17 protein-coding genes are annotated in these 17,193 nt (G+C 65.2%); 7 read left to right on the top strand and 10 right to left on the bottom strand.

Annotated elements, in window-relative coordinates; translation table 11 throughout:
• Both G6N59_RS06555 and G6N59_RS06550 read right to left on the bottom strand, forming a co-directional pair.
• Complete coding sequence (locus tag G6N59_RS06555) at positions 1-1,143, bottom strand: amidohydrolase family protein (RefSeq protein WP_138231340.1); 1,143 nt, start codon at positions 1,141-1,143, stop codon at positions 1-3.
• 16 nt (positions 1,144-1,159) lie between these two features.
• Complete coding sequence (locus tag G6N59_RS06550; protein ID WP_138231339.1) at positions 1,160-2,236, bottom strand: amidohydrolase family protein; 1,077 nt, start codon at positions 2,234-2,236, stop codon at positions 1,160-1,162.
• Positions 2,237-2,341: 105 nt separating this feature from the next.
• Here G6N59_RS06550 and G6N59_RS06545 point away from each other — a divergent pair, with 105 nt between their 5' ends.
• Both G6N59_RS06545 and G6N59_RS06540 read left to right on the top strand, forming a co-directional pair.
• A complete protein-coding gene (locus tag G6N59_RS06545) occupies positions 2,342-3,340 on the top strand; it encodes an acyl-CoA dehydrogenase family protein (protein ID WP_138231338.1) in 999 nt (332 codons plus the stop codon).
• Positions 3,324-4,502 carry an acyl-CoA dehydrogenase family protein gene (locus G6N59_RS06540; RefSeq protein ID WP_138231337.1) on the top strand — a complete coding sequence of 393 codons (1,179 nt, stop codon included), beginning with the start codon at positions 3,324-3,326 and terminating at the stop codon, positions 4,500-4,502. The genes G6N59_RS06545 and G6N59_RS06540 overlap by 17 nt, the downstream gene beginning before the upstream one ends.
• Positions 4,503-4,525: 23 nt before the next feature.
• Here the strand turns inward: G6N59_RS06540 and G6N59_RS06535 are convergent, their stop codons facing one another.
• From G6N59_RS06535 to G6N59_RS06515, 5 genes are all read right to left on the bottom strand, one after another.
• Positions 4,526-5,287, bottom strand: coding sequence for a MerR family transcriptional regulator (locus tag G6N59_RS06535; RefSeq protein WP_138231421.1), 762 nt, complete (start codon positions 5,285-5,287; stop codon positions 4,526-4,528).
• 77 nt (positions 5,288-5,364) lie between these two features.
• Entirely contained in the window at positions 5,365-6,708 is a 1,344-nt protein-coding gene (locus G6N59_RS06530) for a cytochrome P450 (protein WP_138231336.1), read from the bottom strand.
• Positions 6,709-6,751: 43 nt separating this feature from the next.
• Positions 6,752-6,946 carry a ferredoxin gene (locus G6N59_RS06525; protein ID WP_138231335.1) on the bottom strand — a complete coding sequence of 65 codons (195 nt, stop codon included), beginning with the start codon at positions 6,944-6,946 and terminating at the stop codon, positions 6,752-6,754.
• Positions 6,947-6,958: 12 nt separating this feature from the next.
• The gene (locus tag G6N59_RS06520; protein ID WP_138231334.1) at positions 6,959-7,828 is read right to left on the bottom strand and encodes a mycofactocin-coupled SDR family oxidoreductase; all 870 of its coding nucleotides are present in this window, start codon (positions 7,826-7,828) and stop codon (positions 6,959-6,961) included.
• A 17-nt stretch (positions 7,829-7,845) separates the two neighbouring features.
• Complete coding sequence (locus G6N59_RS06515) at positions 7,846-8,544, bottom strand: SDR family NAD(P)-dependent oxidoreductase (RefSeq protein WP_138231333.1); 699 nt, start codon at positions 8,542-8,544, stop codon at positions 7,846-7,848.
• Between the two features lie 245 nt (positions 8,545-8,789).
• Between G6N59_RS06515 and G6N59_RS06510 the strand changes: the two genes are divergently transcribed.
• On the top strand, positions 8,790-9,995 hold the full coding sequence (locus G6N59_RS06510) for a CaiB/BaiF CoA transferase family protein (RefSeq protein WP_138231332.1): 1,206 nt from the start codon (positions 8,790-8,792) through the stop codon (positions 9,993-9,995).
• Between the two features lie 96 nt (positions 9,996-10,091).
• On the opposite strand, the gene G6N59_RS06505 is transcribed toward G6N59_RS06510, so the two are convergent.
• Complete coding sequence (locus G6N59_RS06505; RefSeq protein WP_138231331.1) at positions 10,092-11,378, bottom strand: cytochrome P450; 1,287 nt, start codon at positions 11,376-11,378, stop codon at positions 10,092-10,094.
• 145 nt (positions 11,379-11,523) lie between these two features.
• Between G6N59_RS06505 and G6N59_RS06500 the strand changes: the two genes are divergently transcribed.
• Positions 11,524-12,114, top strand: coding sequence for a TetR/AcrR family transcriptional regulator (locus G6N59_RS06500; protein WP_138231330.1), 591 nt, complete (start codon positions 11,524-11,526; stop codon positions 12,112-12,114).
• 85 nt (positions 12,115-12,199) lie between these two features.
• Positions 12,200-13,390: an amidohydrolase family protein gene (locus G6N59_RS06495; RefSeq protein ID WP_138231329.1), complete on the top strand. Its 1,191-nt coding sequence runs from the start codon at positions 12,200-12,202 to the stop codon at positions 13,388-13,390.
• An 83-nt stretch (positions 13,391-13,473) separates the two neighbouring features.
• On the opposite strand, the gene G6N59_RS06490 is transcribed toward G6N59_RS06495, so the two are convergent.
• Positions 13,474-13,875: a DUF732 domain-containing protein gene (locus G6N59_RS06490; RefSeq protein ID WP_163911033.1), complete on the bottom strand. Its 402-nt coding sequence runs from the start codon at positions 13,873-13,875 to the stop codon at positions 13,474-13,476.
• A gap of 99 nt (positions 13,876-13,974) precedes the next feature.
• Positions 13,975-14,520 carry a thioredoxin domain-containing protein gene (locus tag G6N59_RS06485; RefSeq protein ID WP_138231327.1) on the bottom strand — a complete coding sequence of 182 codons (546 nt, stop codon included), beginning with the start codon at positions 14,518-14,520 and terminating at the stop codon, positions 13,975-13,977.
• A gap of 118 nt (positions 14,521-14,638) precedes the next feature.
• On the opposite strand from G6N59_RS06485, the gene G6N59_RS06480 reads away from it, so the two are divergent.
• Both G6N59_RS06480 and G6N59_RS06475 read left to right on the top strand, forming a co-directional pair.
• Positions 14,639-16,135, top strand: a complete 1,497-nt coding sequence (locus G6N59_RS06480) for an aldehyde dehydrogenase family protein (protein WP_138231326.1) — start codon at positions 14,639-14,641, stop codon at positions 16,133-16,135.
• A 236-nt stretch (positions 16,136-16,371) separates the two neighbouring features.
• Entirely contained in the window at positions 16,372-17,187 is an 816-nt protein-coding gene (locus tag G6N59_RS06475) for an MlaE family ABC transporter permease (protein WP_138231325.1), read from the top strand.
• Positions 17,188-17,193 lie beyond the last annotated feature (6 nt).

The following is a 17,193-nucleotide window of genomic DNA, read 5'->3' as shown; positions in this document are numbered from 1 at the left end:
TCAGAACACCCGGACCTGTCCCTCGAGCGCCGGCACGGTGCTCGGGAGCTTGTACGTCTCGATGCCGTTGCGGAACATCACGGCTTCCCGCGCGTGCTCGGGCAGGTGCTTGACCAGCCAGCGCGGGTCGTCGAAGGTCCAGTGCGGGTAGTCCGAGCTGAACAGCAGGATCTTCTCGCACTCCATCCACTCGAACGTCCGGGTGAGTTCGGTCTTGTCCTCGGGGTAGTCCAGGGGCTGGGTGGTGAACTTGATGTGGTCCTTGACGTACTCGCTCGGTTTGCGCTTGATGTCGAGCCACGACTTGCGGGCCTCGTAGAGCTTGTCCATGCGCCACATCAGCGGAAGGATCCAGGTGAACGCGTGCTCGACGAAAACGATGCGCAGCGTGGGGAATCGGTCGAACAGCCCCTCGAAGATCATGCTCATCACCTGGTTCGCGGCGAGCAGCGAGTAGGTGACCATGAAGTCGTGGTTGTAGCTGGGCATGCCGACAGGTGGCATGGGTAACTCTTCGTGATGGCTGCGGGAAAGGTGACAGCTCACCGGCATGTCCGCCTTGGTGGCCGCGGCCCAGACCGGATCGTATTTCGGGTCGCCCCACGCGGGACGCGGTTCGGCCTTGATCAGAATCTGGCCCAGGAAGGGGTGGCCGGCCAGTCGCTCGATCTCCGCCGCGGCGGCGTGCGGCTCTTCGATCGCCACGCAGATCGAGCCACGCCAGCGTTCGTGCCAGTTGTTGTGGCTGTCGAGCCAGTGATGGAGCTGCCACTCGTTCAGCGCCACGTTGAGCGCGTGGTTGGCGCCACCGATCCGCGCCGGATACGCGGCGGGTTCCAGGATCGCGATGTCTGCCCCAGCCTGCATGATCAGCTGCTGAAAGGCGAGATCGGGGTCGCTGCAGGCGAATTCACCGTCCGGTGGGAAGGCGTCGACGCGCATCGCGAACGTGTGCGCGTAGTCGGGAGCGTCGTAGTAGATCTGTTCGCCGACGTTACGGCTGAGGAAGTACCTGGTGCGCCAGGGCTCGGGGATGTACTGGATCAACTCGCCCCGGCGCGGGGCGGGGTGCACATCGGAATCGACACATCGGACGGCGATGCGCTCGGCCGCGGGTTTGCGCTGCGTGACAGTCACACTCATTGCGATCCTTCCTTCCTCACACGCCGACCGGTACGGCGATGCCGTACAGTGCGGCGGCGTTTCGCCAGCACAGCTTGTCGCGCTGCTCGGCGGTATAGGAGCTGGGCATTGTGAGGTCGTTGAGCTGCCAGTGCGGGTAGCTGGATCCGTACATCACCATGTCGTCCTTGCCGGTGAAACTCAGCCATTCGCCGGCGAATTCGGTGTCGCCGGGTCCGTCCAGTGCGCCCTGGACGAAATACACGTGGTCGGGCAGGTAGTCGCTGGGCATCTTCGGCGCCCATGGCGTCTGCTCGAGATGCGGCCTGCCGAAACAGTCCATGCGCCACATGAACGGGGTCAGCAGGTCGGCGGCGCCGTCGGCCCACACGAACTTGAGCTCGGGCATCCGCTCGAAGACACCCTCCGCGATCATGTTCATCAGGTGGTAGAGGAAGTTCAGCGCCATGAAGCCGGCGTACTGCTCATAGGTGTTCGGCACGCCGGACGGCGTTGGCGCGGAGGCGATGCCGGCCCCCACCTCGATGTGCGCGGCCACCGGCAGGTTCGCTTCGATCGCCGCTTCCCACAACGGCCAGAACTGTGGCTTGCCGAAGAGTTCGCGCGACTGCAGCGGGATGCCGAGTTGCACCACTCTGGGGTGGTCCTTGTACTTGGCGATCTCGCGCAGGGCTCCGGGAATGTCGTCGGGATTGATGCGGATGGTGCCGCGAAAGCGGTCGCCGAATTCGGGATGCTCCAGCCAGCGTGACACCAGCATTTCGTTGTGCGCGGCGGCCAGCGCGCTGCCGAGGTGCCGGTCGGGCATGATTCCGCGCGACATCGGGTGCAGCACAGCAACATCGACACCGCGGTTGTCGAACAGATGGCGTGCAACGATGTCAGGATCAGAACCGGGGTACTGGCCGTCAGGCCCCTTGGTCCCGGGGGCGTATTCGCCTCCGGGTGCGCCATACCAGTCCATTTCGTAGTCCGGGAAGCCGCGGCTCTTGAACGGTTCGCGCAGCGCATCCCGCAGGTCCCGGTTCGATCCGAAGAAGATGTGCACGCTGGCGTCGATGACGGGGGTACGTGTCCCGTCGTCGTGTTCCATCACAAGGCTGCCCTCCCGAGCTTTCGACCTAGTGTAAATCTTAATTACCTCAAAAGAGAATGCTATTCTCACTTCGCGACCGAATTTAGCCATAGGAGGCGCCGCATGCTTTTGGAGTTCGACGCTGATCAGCGGTTATGGCAGGAGACCGTCCGGGATGCCGTAACCAAGCAGTGCCCACCGACATTGATCCGGGCCATCGCCGAGTACGACGCCGACCCGGCTCCGCTCTGGGGAACATGGGTGGATGCGGGCTGGACCGAGATGGCCGACCCCGAGAACGCGGTCGAGTTGGCGATCGTGCTCGAGGAGCTCGGGCGGGCTACCGACCCCACGCCGTTTCTGGCCACGATGACCCAATTCGCGCCGTTGGCCGGTGATCGCTTCGACCCGCAACAAGCGGGTACTGCGGTCTACCAAGGAGTTTCGGCGCGCCGCGACGGCCGGGGTTGGGCGCTGGACGGCACCGCTCGCTATGTGCTCGACGGCGATCGCGCCGAACGGCTCGCCGTTGTGACGGAGGCCGGCGTCTTCCTCGTCGATGCTTCGGCGGTGGGCGTGCGGCGGGACCTCGTGTTCGACCCGGTGCTGCACCTCGCCGACCTGTCGTTCGACGGAGTGCAGGTGCCCGACTCGGAGCGTCTCGGGACCGATGCCGAGCGCGGCCGTCACGTCGCACTGACCGGTATGGCGGTGCACATGGTCGGTGCCTGCCAGCGCATCCTCGACCTGGTGTTGGAGCACATCAAGGAACGCCAGCAGTTCGGTGTGCCGATCGGGTCGTTCCAGGCGCTGCAGCACAAGGCCGCGGACATGCACGTCGCCATCGAACGGGCCCGGGCGCTCTCCTACTTCGCCGCGCTGACGATCAGTGTCGACGATCCGCGGCGCCGCCTCGCCTCGGCGATGGCCAAGGCATCGGCGGGAGAGTGCCAGGCCCTGGTGTTCCGCCAGGGTCTGCAGTCGTTCGGTGCCATGGGGTTCACCTGGGAGAACGACCTGCAGTTCGCGCTCAAGCGGGCCAAGGCCGGCGAGCTGATGCTCGGCGGCGCCGCAGAACACCGCGCAATGATCGCTGAGGAGTACCGTGCAACTCTCGTATGACGCCGACGTCGAGGCCTTCCGCGCCGAGTTCGCGGCGTTCCTCGATGAGCATCTGCCAACGGAGACAGAGACTTTGGAGCGGCCCCGGTCGGTGTCGCACATGCCGCAGTGGGCGCGTGACTGGCAGCGGCTGCTGTTCGACAACGGCTGGCTACTGCCCGCGCAGCCGCCCGAGTTCGGCGGGCGCAACGCCACGGTGGTGCAGCAATTCGTCCATCTGGACGAGTTGTGCCGCCGCCGGATTTACCACAGCTTCAACCCCCAGGGCGTGAATATCATTGCGGCGTCGTTGCTCACGTTCGGCAACGAGGAACAGAAGCACCGCTGGGCGGTGCCGGTACTCCGCGGCGAGAAGACCGCGTCACTCGGCATGAGCGAGCCGAGCGCCGGATCCGATCTGGCCTCGTTGCGCACGCGCGCGGTGCCGGACGGTGACCACTTCGTCGTCAATGGACAGAAGGTGTGGACGTCGGGCGCACACGACGCGGACTTCCTGCTGACGTTCGTCCGTACCGACCCGGATGCCCCGAAGCACAAGGGCATCAGCGTGCTCATCATCCCGACCGACACCCCCGGTGTGGTGTGCCGGCCGTTCGCGGACCTGTGCAGCCAGGAAAACCTGGACTTCAACGAGGTCTTCTTCACGGACGCAAGGGTTCCGGCGGAGAACCTCGTCGGCCCACTCAATGGCGGCTGGGGTGTGGCCAACGGTTCGCTCGGACACGAGCGCACCATGATGTGGTTGGGTTTCGCCGACCGGATCGCCAACATGATCGCCGACTTCCGGCCGCGCACGGCACTCGAGCGCGACCAGTACGCCACGACCATCATGGATTACCACGCCCTGCGCGCCATGGGTTCGGCGGCGCTGGCCCGGGCCTCCCGAGGCGAGATGGACACGCAGTCGGTGTCGGTACTCAAACTCCTCGGGTCCGAGGCGGAGCGCACCGCCCTCGAGAATGCCCTGTCGGCAGCGGGAATCGAGGGACTCAACCACCCCTCGACGTCGGGCCGGTACGAGCACATGAACCTGGACCACTACTTCGTCAGCTGGTTCGAGCGCTATGCCCGCAGCTTCGGCGGCACCATCGCCGGTGGCACCTCCGAGATTCAGCGCAACATCATCGCCCAGCACGTACTCGGCCTGCCGCGACCACGCTGACGCCGGTGCGCGGCCCGAACCGGTCAGTGGCCGGTTCGGGCCGCGTTCGCGTGGATCGCCTCACGGCAGTAGGCCGCGAGGCCCGGCAGCCCGAATGATTCGTCGTAGGTGGCGACGTACCTGGGATCGCTGACATACATGTCGCCGAGGTTCCGGTGGAAGGCCGGTGGGCAGTCGTAGAACCACCGATTGACGTGGAGCCGGTGCTGCTCCGCCGCGTCCATCGCCTCCTGGGAGTCGGCCGGAAGGCCGGCGCGGAAGGCGTCGGACAGTGCCTTCTCGACAGCCTCTCCCTCGGCCTTGATCCGCACCCAGTCTTCCTTGCCGTAGGACCTGGCCCGGCGCTGCGATTCCTTCCACTCCTCGGTCTCACCCCACTTCTGCTCGGCCTCCGCCTGATAGTCGTCGAACCCGTCACCGAAGAGTTCACGCATGTCGGCGTCGGTCATAGGGTTGTTTGTCATTGCTTTCTCCAATGCCAGATCGATGGCCTCGACGAGAGATTTCATCTCATCGAGCCGGGACATGACGCGTTCGCGCTGGCGCATCAGGTGGCTGACCTCGTTGCCCGCATCGAGCAGACTCGCGATCTCATCGAGAGAAAAATCGAGCCGGCGGTAAACGATGATCTGGGACAAGCGCGTCAGGTCGGCCGAGGTGTACACCCGGTAACCCGAGGCGGTCCGCCGACTGGGGATCAACAGCCCGATGTCGTCGTAGTGGTGAAGGGTCCGGACCGTGATGCCAAATCGCTCAGCGACTTCGCCCACGGTGAGTCCGTCCACCGGCATCTCCTGCGTCACGTCGATCAGCCTGGTCCCTCACGTCGCGTGAGGGTCAAGTCCAAACCTAGTTGACGGACCTAGATGACGGCCGCTTCCTTGCGCTCGGTGATGGGCCGGGCCAGTTCCTGTTCGTTACAGATGCGCTGCAACTTTCCCAGCGTCTCGTCGAGGCCGGGGCCCAGGCGCTCACCAGGGGTGAAGTGGGCCGGCAGATTCCGCATGCCCTGGATGACGCCGATGCTGTCGTAGTGCACAGTGCCTTCGGGTTCACACACGTAGTCGGGCATTCGGTCCAACACCGCCGTCAGCATGGACTTGAACACGGTGCGCGCCACGTTTGATCCGACGCAGCGGTGCACACCGATGCCGAAGCTGAAGTGCCGGTTACCTTTTCGATCCATGACCAGCTCGTTGGGCCGATCGAACACCGCCGGGTCGCGGTTCGCCATCGCCCACGACAGCCACAGCCGCTCGTAGCGCTTGAACTGCTGGCCTTCGACCTCGACATCGTCGGAGAACGTGCGGCCGTCGCCCGGGGCAGGGGTGAAAAAGCGCAGGAATTCCTCGGTGGCGGGGTTGAGCAGAGTGGCGCGGTCGCGGCTGAGTCGCTCGCGCTCGTCCGGGTGTTCGCCGAGCCATTCCAGCGCGTGGGCGGTGAGCGCGGTCGTGGTGTCGAAGCCGCCACCGATGATGAGGCCCAGATTCCCCAGGATTTCCAGGTCGGGGGCCGGTTCGCCGTCGATCCGCAACTGCAGCATCGCGTTGACCAGGCCGGGCCGCGGGTTCTGCCGGATCTCCATCATGTTGTTGATGATGTCGATGCCCATCTCGCGGTGCTGCTCGTTGATCTTCTCGCGTTCGGGCGCGTGCTCGGGCGTGTACACCGATGCGTGCGTGGGCTCGCTGTAGACGTTCCACTTCTTCAGTTCGATACCCATCATCGCCAGCGTGAACACCGCAGGCACCACATTGGCGAGATGCTCGACGAAGTCGATCCGGCCCGACTCGATGTGTTCATCCAGCGCGGCGCGGGTGATCTCGTCGACGAACGGCTCCCACCGCTTGATCGCGGCGGGGGAGAGGTAGGGGTTCAGCGCGCCGCGGTAGGTGCTGTGCTCGGGCTCGTCCATCTCGAGGATGCCACCGCGAACGACGCTGGCGCGGCTGGCTTTTGGAATGGTGATGCCCTGGAACGGTGTCGCACCGCTGACGTCGTGGTGATTGGACACGACGGGACAGCGTGCCAACTCGAAGACATGCCTGCTGTCGGCCGCCACCCAGTGCCCGTTATAGGTGTCTGTCCAGGCCACCGGGCACTGCGCCTGCATCTCCTCGGTGATCTGCTCGAACTGCAGCCGGTACTCCGGGGTGTGCCGGTCGAAGTGGAAGGTGTCCTTCTTGCGCTCGTCCTGGACGCTCAAAGTTCCTGTCTCCCTGCTGGTCTCATGCGCGGTCTGGCTCTCGTTAGTCTTCGATCGTGATGGCCTGCTCGGGGCAGGAGTGCGCGGCCTCGCGGACCGCGTCCTCGAGCCCCGGCGCCACGACCTCGTCAACCGGTGACGACGTGCCGTCGATGTCATTGAGCACGAACGCATCCGGCGCGATCATCGCGCACAGCGTGTGGCCCTGGCAGCGCTGCCCGTCAACCCAAACCTTCACTGTCACTCCCGATCAGACGTGGTAGTCGTACCACTTGAGGTAACCGCCGGCGTCCACCCGCAACTGGGTGCCGGTGATGTAGCGGGCCTCGTCGGAGACCAGCCACAGGATGGCGTTGCTGATGTCCTCCGGCTCCACGAAGTTGACCTTCATGGCCTGCTGGATGCCGAAGGCCGGCTCGGCGTCCTCACGTGTCGGATTCGGCAGATCGGGCCGGAACGACTTGTACATCGGCGGGCTCTGCAGCATCGCGGTGTTCACGTTGGTGGGGTGCACCACGTTCAGGCGGATGCCGCGCGGCGAGAGCTCGGTGGCCAGGTCGTGAGCATATTGGGAGAGCAGCCGTTTCGACGTCATGTAGGCGAAACCGCCGATGTCGTTGCCCGGGTTCATCTTCAGGTGAGCGTCCATCAGAGCGGCGGTCGAGCCGGTGGCGACGATCGCGGCGCCCTCCTTGAGGTGGGGGAGGCAGACCTGGATGGCGTTGATGGTGCCGATCAGGTTGGTGTTGATCGTGTCGATCCAGGCCTGAAGGGGGACATCGCTTTTCATGCCGGCGATACCGGCCTGCGCGAGGACGATGTCGACTTTGCCGAACTCCGACAGGCCCGCCTCGAGGGCCGTCCCCAGTTGCGTCACCTCGCGGACGTCGGCGTGCGCGGTGACGATGCGCTGGCCGGTTTTCTCCACCAGGTTCCTGGTCTCGTCGAGGTCCTCGGGCGAGGCCATCGGGTATCCGATGGACTCGATGTCCTCGCACAGGTCGACGGCGATGATGTCGGCGCCCTCTTCGGCCAGTCGGACCGCGTGACTGCGGCCCTGGCCCCGCGCCGCGCCGGTGATGAAGGCGACTTTGCCCGCTACTCGTCCCGCTGAAGTCATTGAAAAGCCTTCCTTCGCTAGGTGTTTCGTCCGCCGTTGACGCCCAGAATCTGCCCCGTGATGTAGCCGGCCTCGTCGGAGATCAAGAACGCGCATGCGGCAGCGATGTCCTCGGGCCGGCCGATGCGGCGCACGGGTGTCGCTTCGATGCTCTGCTGGACCTTCAGGTACCCGCGCTCTTCGGCCTTGCGCAGCATGGGAGTGTCGATGAAGCCGGGCGGTACGGCGTTCACGGTGATTCCCGCGGGCCCGTACTCCAGCGCCAGCGATTTGGTCAAGCCGTTGACGGCCGACTTGGCGGCTACGTACGGCGACATGTAGGGCTGTCCGGAATGGGTGCTCGACGATGAGATGTTGACGATCCGGCCCCAGCCGGCCGCCAGCATGTCCGGCAGCACCGCCTGGATGCAGTGGAAGACGCCGTTGAGGTTGACGTCGATCACGCGCTGCCAGTCCTGGAATTCCAGGTCGGTGAACCGCTTGAACTTCTCCAGCCCGGCGGAGTTCACCAACACGGTGATGGGGCCGAGCTTGTCCCGGATTCCGTCGAGCGCGGCATCGACCTGAGCGCGGTCGGTGACGTCGGCGGTGAAGCCGAAGTCGTCGTCTGACGGGTTGAGGTCAAGGGTCGCGACGTTCAAGCCATCGGCCCGTAGGCGCGCCACGATGGCGCGACCGATGCCGGACCCACCTCCGGTAACGACGGCATTCTTCATGACGGGGCACCGTTGTAGATCACTGAGAGAAATCTCCCTTCCGATTTTGAGAACGATACTCTCCAGCTTCGCTGTCCCGCAACAGAACCGCCGATAATGGCTCCTAACTGCGCCGAAGGTCTAGGACTGCGTCGCAGACGGTCTTTTCGCTGTCGGTTCCATAGCCGATCACCTGTCGGAAAACATGTTCTGTGCGAGTAAGATTGCCGAAATCGAAGAATTGGGTTCTCAACAGAGGAGGTCGAATGGGGCCCTTGGATGGTGTCCGAGTCCTGGAAGTCGCGATGTACGGGTTCGTGCCGTCGGGCGGTGCGGTGCTCGGCGAATGGGGCGCTGATGTGATCAAGGTCGAGCACGCGGTGACCGGCGATCCGCAGCGCGGCCTCCGGCAGACCGGGACGCTGCGCGTCGAGGGGGACCCGAACCCCAACATCGAACACGCCAATCGCGGCAAGCGGAGCATCGGGCTCGACATGGCGGTCCCCGAGGGGCGTGAGGTCCTGCTGGAGCTGGCGCGTCGTGCCGATGTCTTCCTGACCAGTTTTCTGCCCGGGCACCGCAGGAAGTTCGCCATCGACGTCGACGACATCCGGGCCGTCAACCCGGCGATCATTTATGCGCGCGGCAGCGCGCTGGGTCCGCGCGGGGCGGAGTCCGAGAAGGGCGGCTACGACATGACGGCGTTCTGGTGCCGGGCCGGCACTGCCGCGACCATCACACCGCCCGGCATGCCGGGCATGATCGCGCCGCCGGGACCGGCCTACGGTGACACCATTTCCGGGACCAACCTGGCCGGTGGGATCGCGGCGGCGCTGTTCAAGCGGGAGCGCACCGGCGTGCCGTCGATCGTCGACGTCTCGCTGCTGGGCAGCGGACTGTGGTCCATGGGCCACACCGTCGCGCTGACGTCCCACCTCGGCCAGCTGATGGAGGCGCCGCCCCCTGGCGTGCACGGTTCGCCTGTCAATCCACTTGTGGGCCTTTACGAAACGGCCGACGGGCGGATCATCTCTCTGGTCATGATGCAGCCGACCAAGTTCTGGGCCGACGTGTGCCGGCACATGGAACTGGACGAGTACATCGACGATCCGCGGTTCGCGACGGCGCAGGACATCGCGACCAATACCGCAGTGGCCGTAGAGATTCTGGGCAAGGCGATGGCGACCAAGACGCTGGCAGAGTGGCGCGAGCGGTTCGCCACCCTCTCCGGTCCGTGGGCCCCGGTCCAGGACACACTGCAGGCTGCCAAGGACGCCCAGGTCAGGGCCAACGACTACCTGGTGCAGGCGGGAGAACTCGAATTGGTCGCCAACCCGGTGCAATTCGACGTCGCTCCGCCGCAGACCGGGCCGGCGCCCGGTTTCGCCGAGCAGACCGAGGAGATCCTGCTGGAGCTCGGCATGGACTGGGACCGGATCATCGAACTCAAGTCGGCGGGCGCGGTCACGTGACGCCGGGCCACCGCGAATGTTCGAATAGATCGTCATCGTGCCGAATTTCACGATCTGTGTGCACATTCGCGGTGCCGACCCACGTGCGCCGCCGGCTCAGGCCCTGGCGGCGAGCGGAGTGAAGTTGATGCTGAGGTCGGTGACGCCGCGCAGCACGAAGGTCGGCTCGTAGTTGTAGCGCCGGTTTCCATCGGGACCGTGGGCGGCCTCGTCGAGCTGAATGTCGCCCAGGCGGTCCAGAATCCGCTCCAACGACACCCGGCCTTCGACGCGGGCCAGCGGTGCCCCCGGGCAGGAGTGCACGCCCCGGCTGAAGGCCAGGTGCTCGCGAACGTTCTTGCGGTCCAACTGGAATTCGTGGGGCTGGTCGAACCGCCGTGGATCACGGTTGACCGCGCCGGGGCTGATCATGACCACGGTGCCGGCCGGGGTGTCGATGTCGCCGACCTTCGTCGACTTGCGAACCAACCGGTGCAGCGTTTTGACCGGACTTTCCATGCGCAAGCATTCTTCGACGAAGTTCGGGATGCGGCTGCGGTCCTCACGCAACCGCTTTTGGAGCTCGGGTTGCTCGCCGAGGAAGCGCATGGCCGCGGTGAGCAGCTTGGCCGTCGTTTCCTGGCCGGCGCCGAAGAGGAACGTCGCGGTCTTGACGACGTCGCTGATCTCCGGCGTCGAACCGTCTTCGTACTTGGCCGTGGCCAGCGAGGTCAGCACGTCGTCGCGGGGGTGACTGCGACGTTCTTCGAGGTACTGACCGACTTTCTCGTCGGCCCATTCCAGCGGGTTGGACGCGAGCGGTTCGTGGTCGAGCGCGCCGACGCGGCTGCCGGGGCGCTCGGCGCCGAACGCCTGACGAAACTCCTCGTGGTCCTCCTCGGGGACACCCAGCAGGTCGGCGACGACGAGCAAAGAGAACGGCCGCGCGTACGAAGCCAAAAACTCGCATTTGCCGTCGGCGATGAACTCGTCGATGTGACGGTCGGCGAGCCGCCACATGAAGTCCTCGTTCTCCTTGAGGCGCTTGGGCGTCAGCAGCCGGGACAGCAGCGAGCGGGCGCGGGTGTGCTCGGGCGGATCCATGGTGATCATGTGCTCGTACATCGGGATGGCGGTGCGGTGCTCGGCGAGCTGGGCGCAGATGTCGTCGCCCTCGGGGGTGAACGGGAGTGGGGTGAACGGTCCGGTCACGGCGACACATGCGGAGAACGAGTCGGCATCCTTGTAAACCGCGTTGGCCTCTTCCCAGCCGGTCACGGCTACCACGCCGTAGTGGTTCTCCCGCGTCACCGGGCACTTGTTGCGCAGATGGTCGAAGTACGGGTGCGGGTCGGGCACCAGTGACTGGTCGGTGTAGTAGTCGACCTCGTCGAAGTTCGTCATGTGTGGGCTGGCCTCCAGGCATCGAATTGCAACCAAAGTGCTGGGCACTTGCTTAGCATCTGGGTTGTGGCGTGGTCAAGGTCACACGGCGGGATGTGGACAATTACGATCGGCGCGGCGGCGATCGAGAACGGACTGAGACGGCATGGCATCGGAGCGAAGGATTGGCGGACCCGAGTCGAAGAATCGCGGGGCGCTACTGGATGCCGCAGAGGCGTTGATGCTCGACGAGGGTTACGCCGCGGTGACGTCCCGGCGGGTGGCCGAACGGGCCGGTCTCAAGCCGCAACTGGTCCACTACTACTTCCGCACCATGGACGATCTGTTCCTGGCCGCTTTCCGGCGCAGAACCGAGCAGGGCCTGGCGGCGCAGTCGATGATCCTGCTGGCGCCGAACCCGCTGCGGGCGCTGTGGACCTTCCTCATCGAGAACCGCGACACCGCGCTGATCATGGAATACGCGGCGCTGGCCAACCACCGCAAGGAGCTCGGATCCGAGATTGCCGGTGCCGCGCAGCAGTTCCTGGAAGGGCAGGCCGAGCTGGTCGGCTCGGTTTTGGCGAAATACGGCATCGACGCCGACGAGTTGCCCCCGATCGTGGCGATCTCCCTCATCGTCGGGATGTCGCAGCTGTTGACCATGGAGGCCGCACTCGGGGTCTCCGTCGGTCACGACGAGATCCTCGCGTACTTCGATCGGCACCTTCGCAAGCTCGATCCGGCCACCGAGAACTAGCTGTCCGCTCGGTAACCCCGTGGAAGCGATTGCGTGTTCGCGTCATATGAGAATAAGATTCTCATGATTCGCGAAGGAGAATTTCATGGGACAACTGTCGCATCGGGTCGATATTCCGTTTCCGCTGTTCGACGCGGACAATCACCTCTATGAGCCGCCGGAGGCGCTGACCAAATACCTGCCGAAGGAGTACAAGGACGTCGTCCAGTACGTCGAGGTCAACGGTCGCACCAAGATCGCGATCCGGGGTCAGATCAGCAACTACATCCCGAACCCCACGTTCTCGGTGGTGGCACGGCCGGGCGCTTGGGAGGAGTACTTCAAGTACGGCAACCCGGAGGGCAAGACCCGGCGCGAGCTCTTCGGTGAGCCGATGAAGGCCATCCCTGCCTTCTTCGAGCCGGCTCCGCGTCTCGAGCTCATGGATCAGCTGGGCCTCGACCGCACCCTGATGTTCCCGACCCTGGCCAGCCTGATCGAAGAACGGCTGCGCGACGATCCGGTTGCCATCCACGTTCTCATCCATTCGTTGAACCAGTGGCTGGACGAGGTGTGGGGCTTCAATTACAAGAACCGCATCTTCACCACCCCGGTGATCACGCTTCCCATCGTGGAGAAGGCCATCGAGGAGCTCGAATGGTGCGTCAAGCGCGGTGCGCGCGCCATCCTGGTCTGCCCGGCGCCGGTGCCGGGATTCCGCGGGCCGCGGTCGTTCGCGCTGCCCGAGTTCGATCCGTTCTGGGAGAAGTGCGTCGAGTACGACGTCTTCATCGGCATGCACTCATCCGACAGCGGCTACTCCCGCTACACCTCGGAGTGGGACGGTGCGGCGCAGGAGATGCTGCCGTTCCAGACCAACGCGATGGCCATCCTCAACGAGTGGCGTCCGATCCAGGACGCGGTGGCCTCGTGGGTGATCCACGGTGCGCTGTTCCGGCACCCCAGGCTGAAGGTCGGCATCGTCGAGGCCGGGTCGAAGTGGATGTTCCCGCTGCTCGATCAGATGGCCGAGGTCTACAAGAAGGCGCCCGAGGCCTTCCTCGGTAATCCGATGGAGGAGATCAAGAACCGCATCCACGTCAGCCCCTTCTATGAGGAGGGCATCGACGACTTGATCAACCTCGTGGGCGTGGACCAGGTGCTCTATGGCTCCGACTGGCCACACCCCGAAGGTCTGGCTGAGCCGACGCACTACGTGACCGCGCTGCAGCACCTGCCGGTCGACGATCAGGCAAAGATCATGGGCGGCAACCTCGCCCGGCTCGTCACTGTCTGAGTCGACGCCACCCGCGAGATGGCGCCGCCGGCGAACCTGTCGGCGGCGCCATCTTCGGCTTCGGCGGTCTTTGTGTCTGGTGGTCAGTTCCGCGGCAGCGGATCCGGCGGCCAGGCGCGCTCGGGCTGCACGATCAGTTCCTGGTCCGCCGGCGGCACCTTGTTCAGGAAGAAGCCCGGGCACAACGACCGCGTGGATAGTGCGATGAAGAACCGGGCGTTGCGCTGTGACCACCAGCCGGGCGGGCCGATGCGTCCGGCGACCTCGTCGGCATACGGCACCCCCGCGGCCCAGTCGTTGCAGATGTCGTAGCCGATGCCCAGAATCTCCGGTTCTCCGCCCGGCGCCATCCACTTCAGGTTCGTTTTCCGCAGCTCTTGGAGCAGGTAGTCCTCGCCCTGGTCGGCCATGGCCGGCGGCGCCGCCAGCGTAGCGGCGGCGAGGCACGCGGCGAACGCGAGTCCGCGGAGGTGGAGGGCGATCACCGGCAGCTCCGTCAGGTGGTGGGCCGACCGGATATCGGGTCGGCTCTCAAATTGCGAGAATAACATTCTCGCTCGCTCGGGCGAGTTGATTGGCCTGTCTCAGGCGGCGGTGAGTGCCGCGACCCGGGCGGCCAGCGCATCCTCGGTCATCGGCGAGGTGATGTCGTTGATCAGGTAGCCATCACCGTCGGGGCGGATGAAAGCCCATGCCGGTGGCCACGGAACGAAGAAGGCCTGCCACAGCTGACCGTTGGCATCCGTCAGGTTGGGGAACTTCAGGTTGTTGTCGGCGGCAATGCTGCGCATGCTTCCGACCGCGCCTCGGCCGGCGATCCCGAGGAAGCTGACCTGCGGGTTGGCGGCCGCAACGCGGCTGATGACAGGGGCTTCGGCCAGGCAGATCCCGCAGAGTGACGGTGGCGACCAGAACCAGATGACGGTCGGTTTGCCGATCAAGGTGCGGCCGTCGAACAGGCCGCCGCCCACCTCGGTGCCGTAGAACTTCAGGCGCTCACTGTTGTCGCCCAACGGCTTTTCGTCGGCGGCGGCGAGCGGCGCGGCGGCCATCGGTACCAGGCCCGCCACCGCGATGGTGGCGGCAAATGTTGCGAACTTCTTCAAGACGGTCCAGGCTCGCGGCGTCATAGACATACGGTAGAGCCTCGAAGGCAAATCCGTCCGCACAATCTCGTTCACATTCTCGCTTCTTGAATGTAATGTTTCCACGAAATGAGAATGGCATTCCCGCAAGCGAGGAGGACGGATGCCGCAGGATACCGCTGAGGCAGTCGGCACACGGCAAGGCGATGCACCACCCGGCGCCGCCGACCGACGACTGTTGATCGACGGCCGGCTCCTCACGTCTGAGCGCACGTTCGCCTCCCTGAACCCCGCCACGGGGAAAGTGCTGGGACATGCCCCCGACGCCACCGTGGCCGACGCCGAGGCGGCCGTGGCCGCTGCCCGCCGGGCCTTCGACGCCACCGACTGGTCGACGAACGTCGACTTCCGGGTCCGCTGTCTGGAACAGCTCCATCGCGCTTTGCTCGAGCACCGCGAGGAGCTCGCCGCGCTCACGATCGCCGAGGTCGGTGCCACCGCGGCACTGTGTGCGGGGGCGCAACTCGACCAGCCCATCGACATCGTGCGCTACTACGCCGAACTGCTGAAGACCTTTTCGATGACCGAAGACCTCGGCAACATCGAGATCCGCGGTATGCAGCACCACCGCTGGGTAGAGAAGGAAGCCGGCGGGGTGGTGGCCGCGATCATCGCCTACAACTACCCGAATCAGTTGGCGCTGGCGAAGTTGGCGCCCGCCCTGGCCGCCGGATGCACCGTCATTCTCAAAGGCGCGCCGGACACCCCGCTGGTCACACTGGCGTTGGGGGAGTTGATCGCGGGTCACACCGACATCCCGGCGGGTGTGGTCAACGTGCTCAGCGGCGCCGACCCCGCTGTCGGTGCGGCGCTGACCAGTAGCGCCGACGTCGACATGGTGACGTTCACGGGTTCGACGCCGACGGGCCGGCGCATCATGGCGGCCGCCAGCGACACCCTCAAGCGCGTGTTCCTCGAACTCGGCGGAAAGTCCGCGGCGATCGTGCTCGACGACGCCGACTTCAACACCGCGGCCATGTTCTCCGCGTTCAGCATGGTCACCCACGCCGGCCAGGGCTGTGCCCTGACGTCCCGGCTACTGGTGCCGCGGGCCCACCAGGACGAGATCGTCGAGTTGGTCAAGAACAACTTCGCTCTCGTGCGTTACGGCGACCCGGCTGACGCCACGACCTACATGGGTCCCTTGATCAGTGAAAAGCAGCGGGACAAAGTCGACGGCATGGTCAAGCGCGCCGTCGAGGCCGGGGCGACGCTGGTGACCGGCGGTGAGAAGGTCGACCCCGGCTACTTCTACACACCGACGCTGCTGACGAACGTCGACCCCGACAGCGAGATCGCTCAGGACGAGGTCTTCGGCCCGGTGCTCGCGGTGATCGCGTACGACGATGACGACGACGCGGTGCGGATCGCCAACAACTCCATCTACGGACTCTCGGGCGCGGTGTTCGGCGGCCAGGACCGCGCGCTGGCGGTGGCGCGCCGCATCCGGACCGGAACGTTCTCCATCAACGGCGGCAACTACTTCAGCCCCGACAGCCCATTTGGTGGCTACAAGCAGTCGGGCATCGGACGAGAGATGGGAGCTGCGGGACTCGAGGAGTTCCTCGAGTCGAAGACATTCGCCACGGTGGTCGCATGATGTGCTGCGCCGATGTCTGACGTCCGGTCCGGAGCCCCCGAACACGGATGTGCATTTGTGCCCGAACGGGTGGCTGCGTGAGGAATACTCGCTCCACATCGGGGTTCCCAATGTTGCCGACTGGTGAGGGGGACGTGTGAGAAACGTCGCCACCGCCGGCGCGCGAATCGGGTTGGCTCACAACCTCGGTGGCCCGACCGCGGTGTCCGCGGTGACCACTCTGGAAGGGCCGGCCGATGGTCGCGAATAAAGGACAGGACCACTGGTCGTCCGGGTTGCCGGCGCTCGGCCGTGGCTTCGGCAAGCCGATGCAGGCCGTCGGCGGCCTGTTCTCCATGGGCGCCGATGCCTTCGGGTTCATCTTCCAGCGACCGTTTCATCTCCAGGAGTTCCTGAACCAATCCTGGTTCATCGCAAGGGTTTCGCTGCTCCCGACGTTGCTGGTGGCGATCCCGTTCACCGTGCTGGTGAGCTTCACCCTCAACATCCTGCTGCGTGAGCTCGGCGCTGCCGACCTGTCCGGGGCCGGTGCGGCGTTCGGTGCGGTCACCCAGGTCGGGCCGATGGTCACGGTGCTCATCGTCGCGGGTGCGGGCGCCACCGCGATCTGCGCCGATCTCGGTTCCCGCACCATCCGCGAGGAGATTCAGGCGATGGAGGTGCTGGGCATCAACCCCGTCCAGCGTCTGGTGACACCGCGGATGTTGGCCTCCGGAATCGTGGCCCTGCTGCTGAACAGTCTGGTCTGCATCATCGGAATCCTTGGCGGCTACGTGTTTTCGGTGTTCGTCCAGGATGTGAACCCGGGCGCATTCGGGGCCGGCATCACGCTCCTGACCGGAGTGCCCGAGCTGATCATCTCGTGTATCAAGGCCGCGCTGTTCGGGCTGATCGCCGGGCTGATCGCGTGCTACCGCGGCCTGACGATATCCGGTGGTGGCGCCAAAGCCGTTGGCAATGCGGTCAATGAGACGGTGGTCTACGCGTTCATGGCGTTGTTCGTCGTCAACGTCGTCGTGACCGCGATCGGTATCCGGATGACGGTGAAATGAGGCTGT

The organism is Mycolicibacterium aubagnense, assembly GCF_010730955.1.
GTDB lineage: Bacteria > Actinomycetota > Actinomycetes > Mycobacteriales > Mycobacteriaceae > Mycobacterium > Mycobacterium aubagnense.
This window is presented reverse-complemented; position numbering and strand designations above follow the sequence as displayed.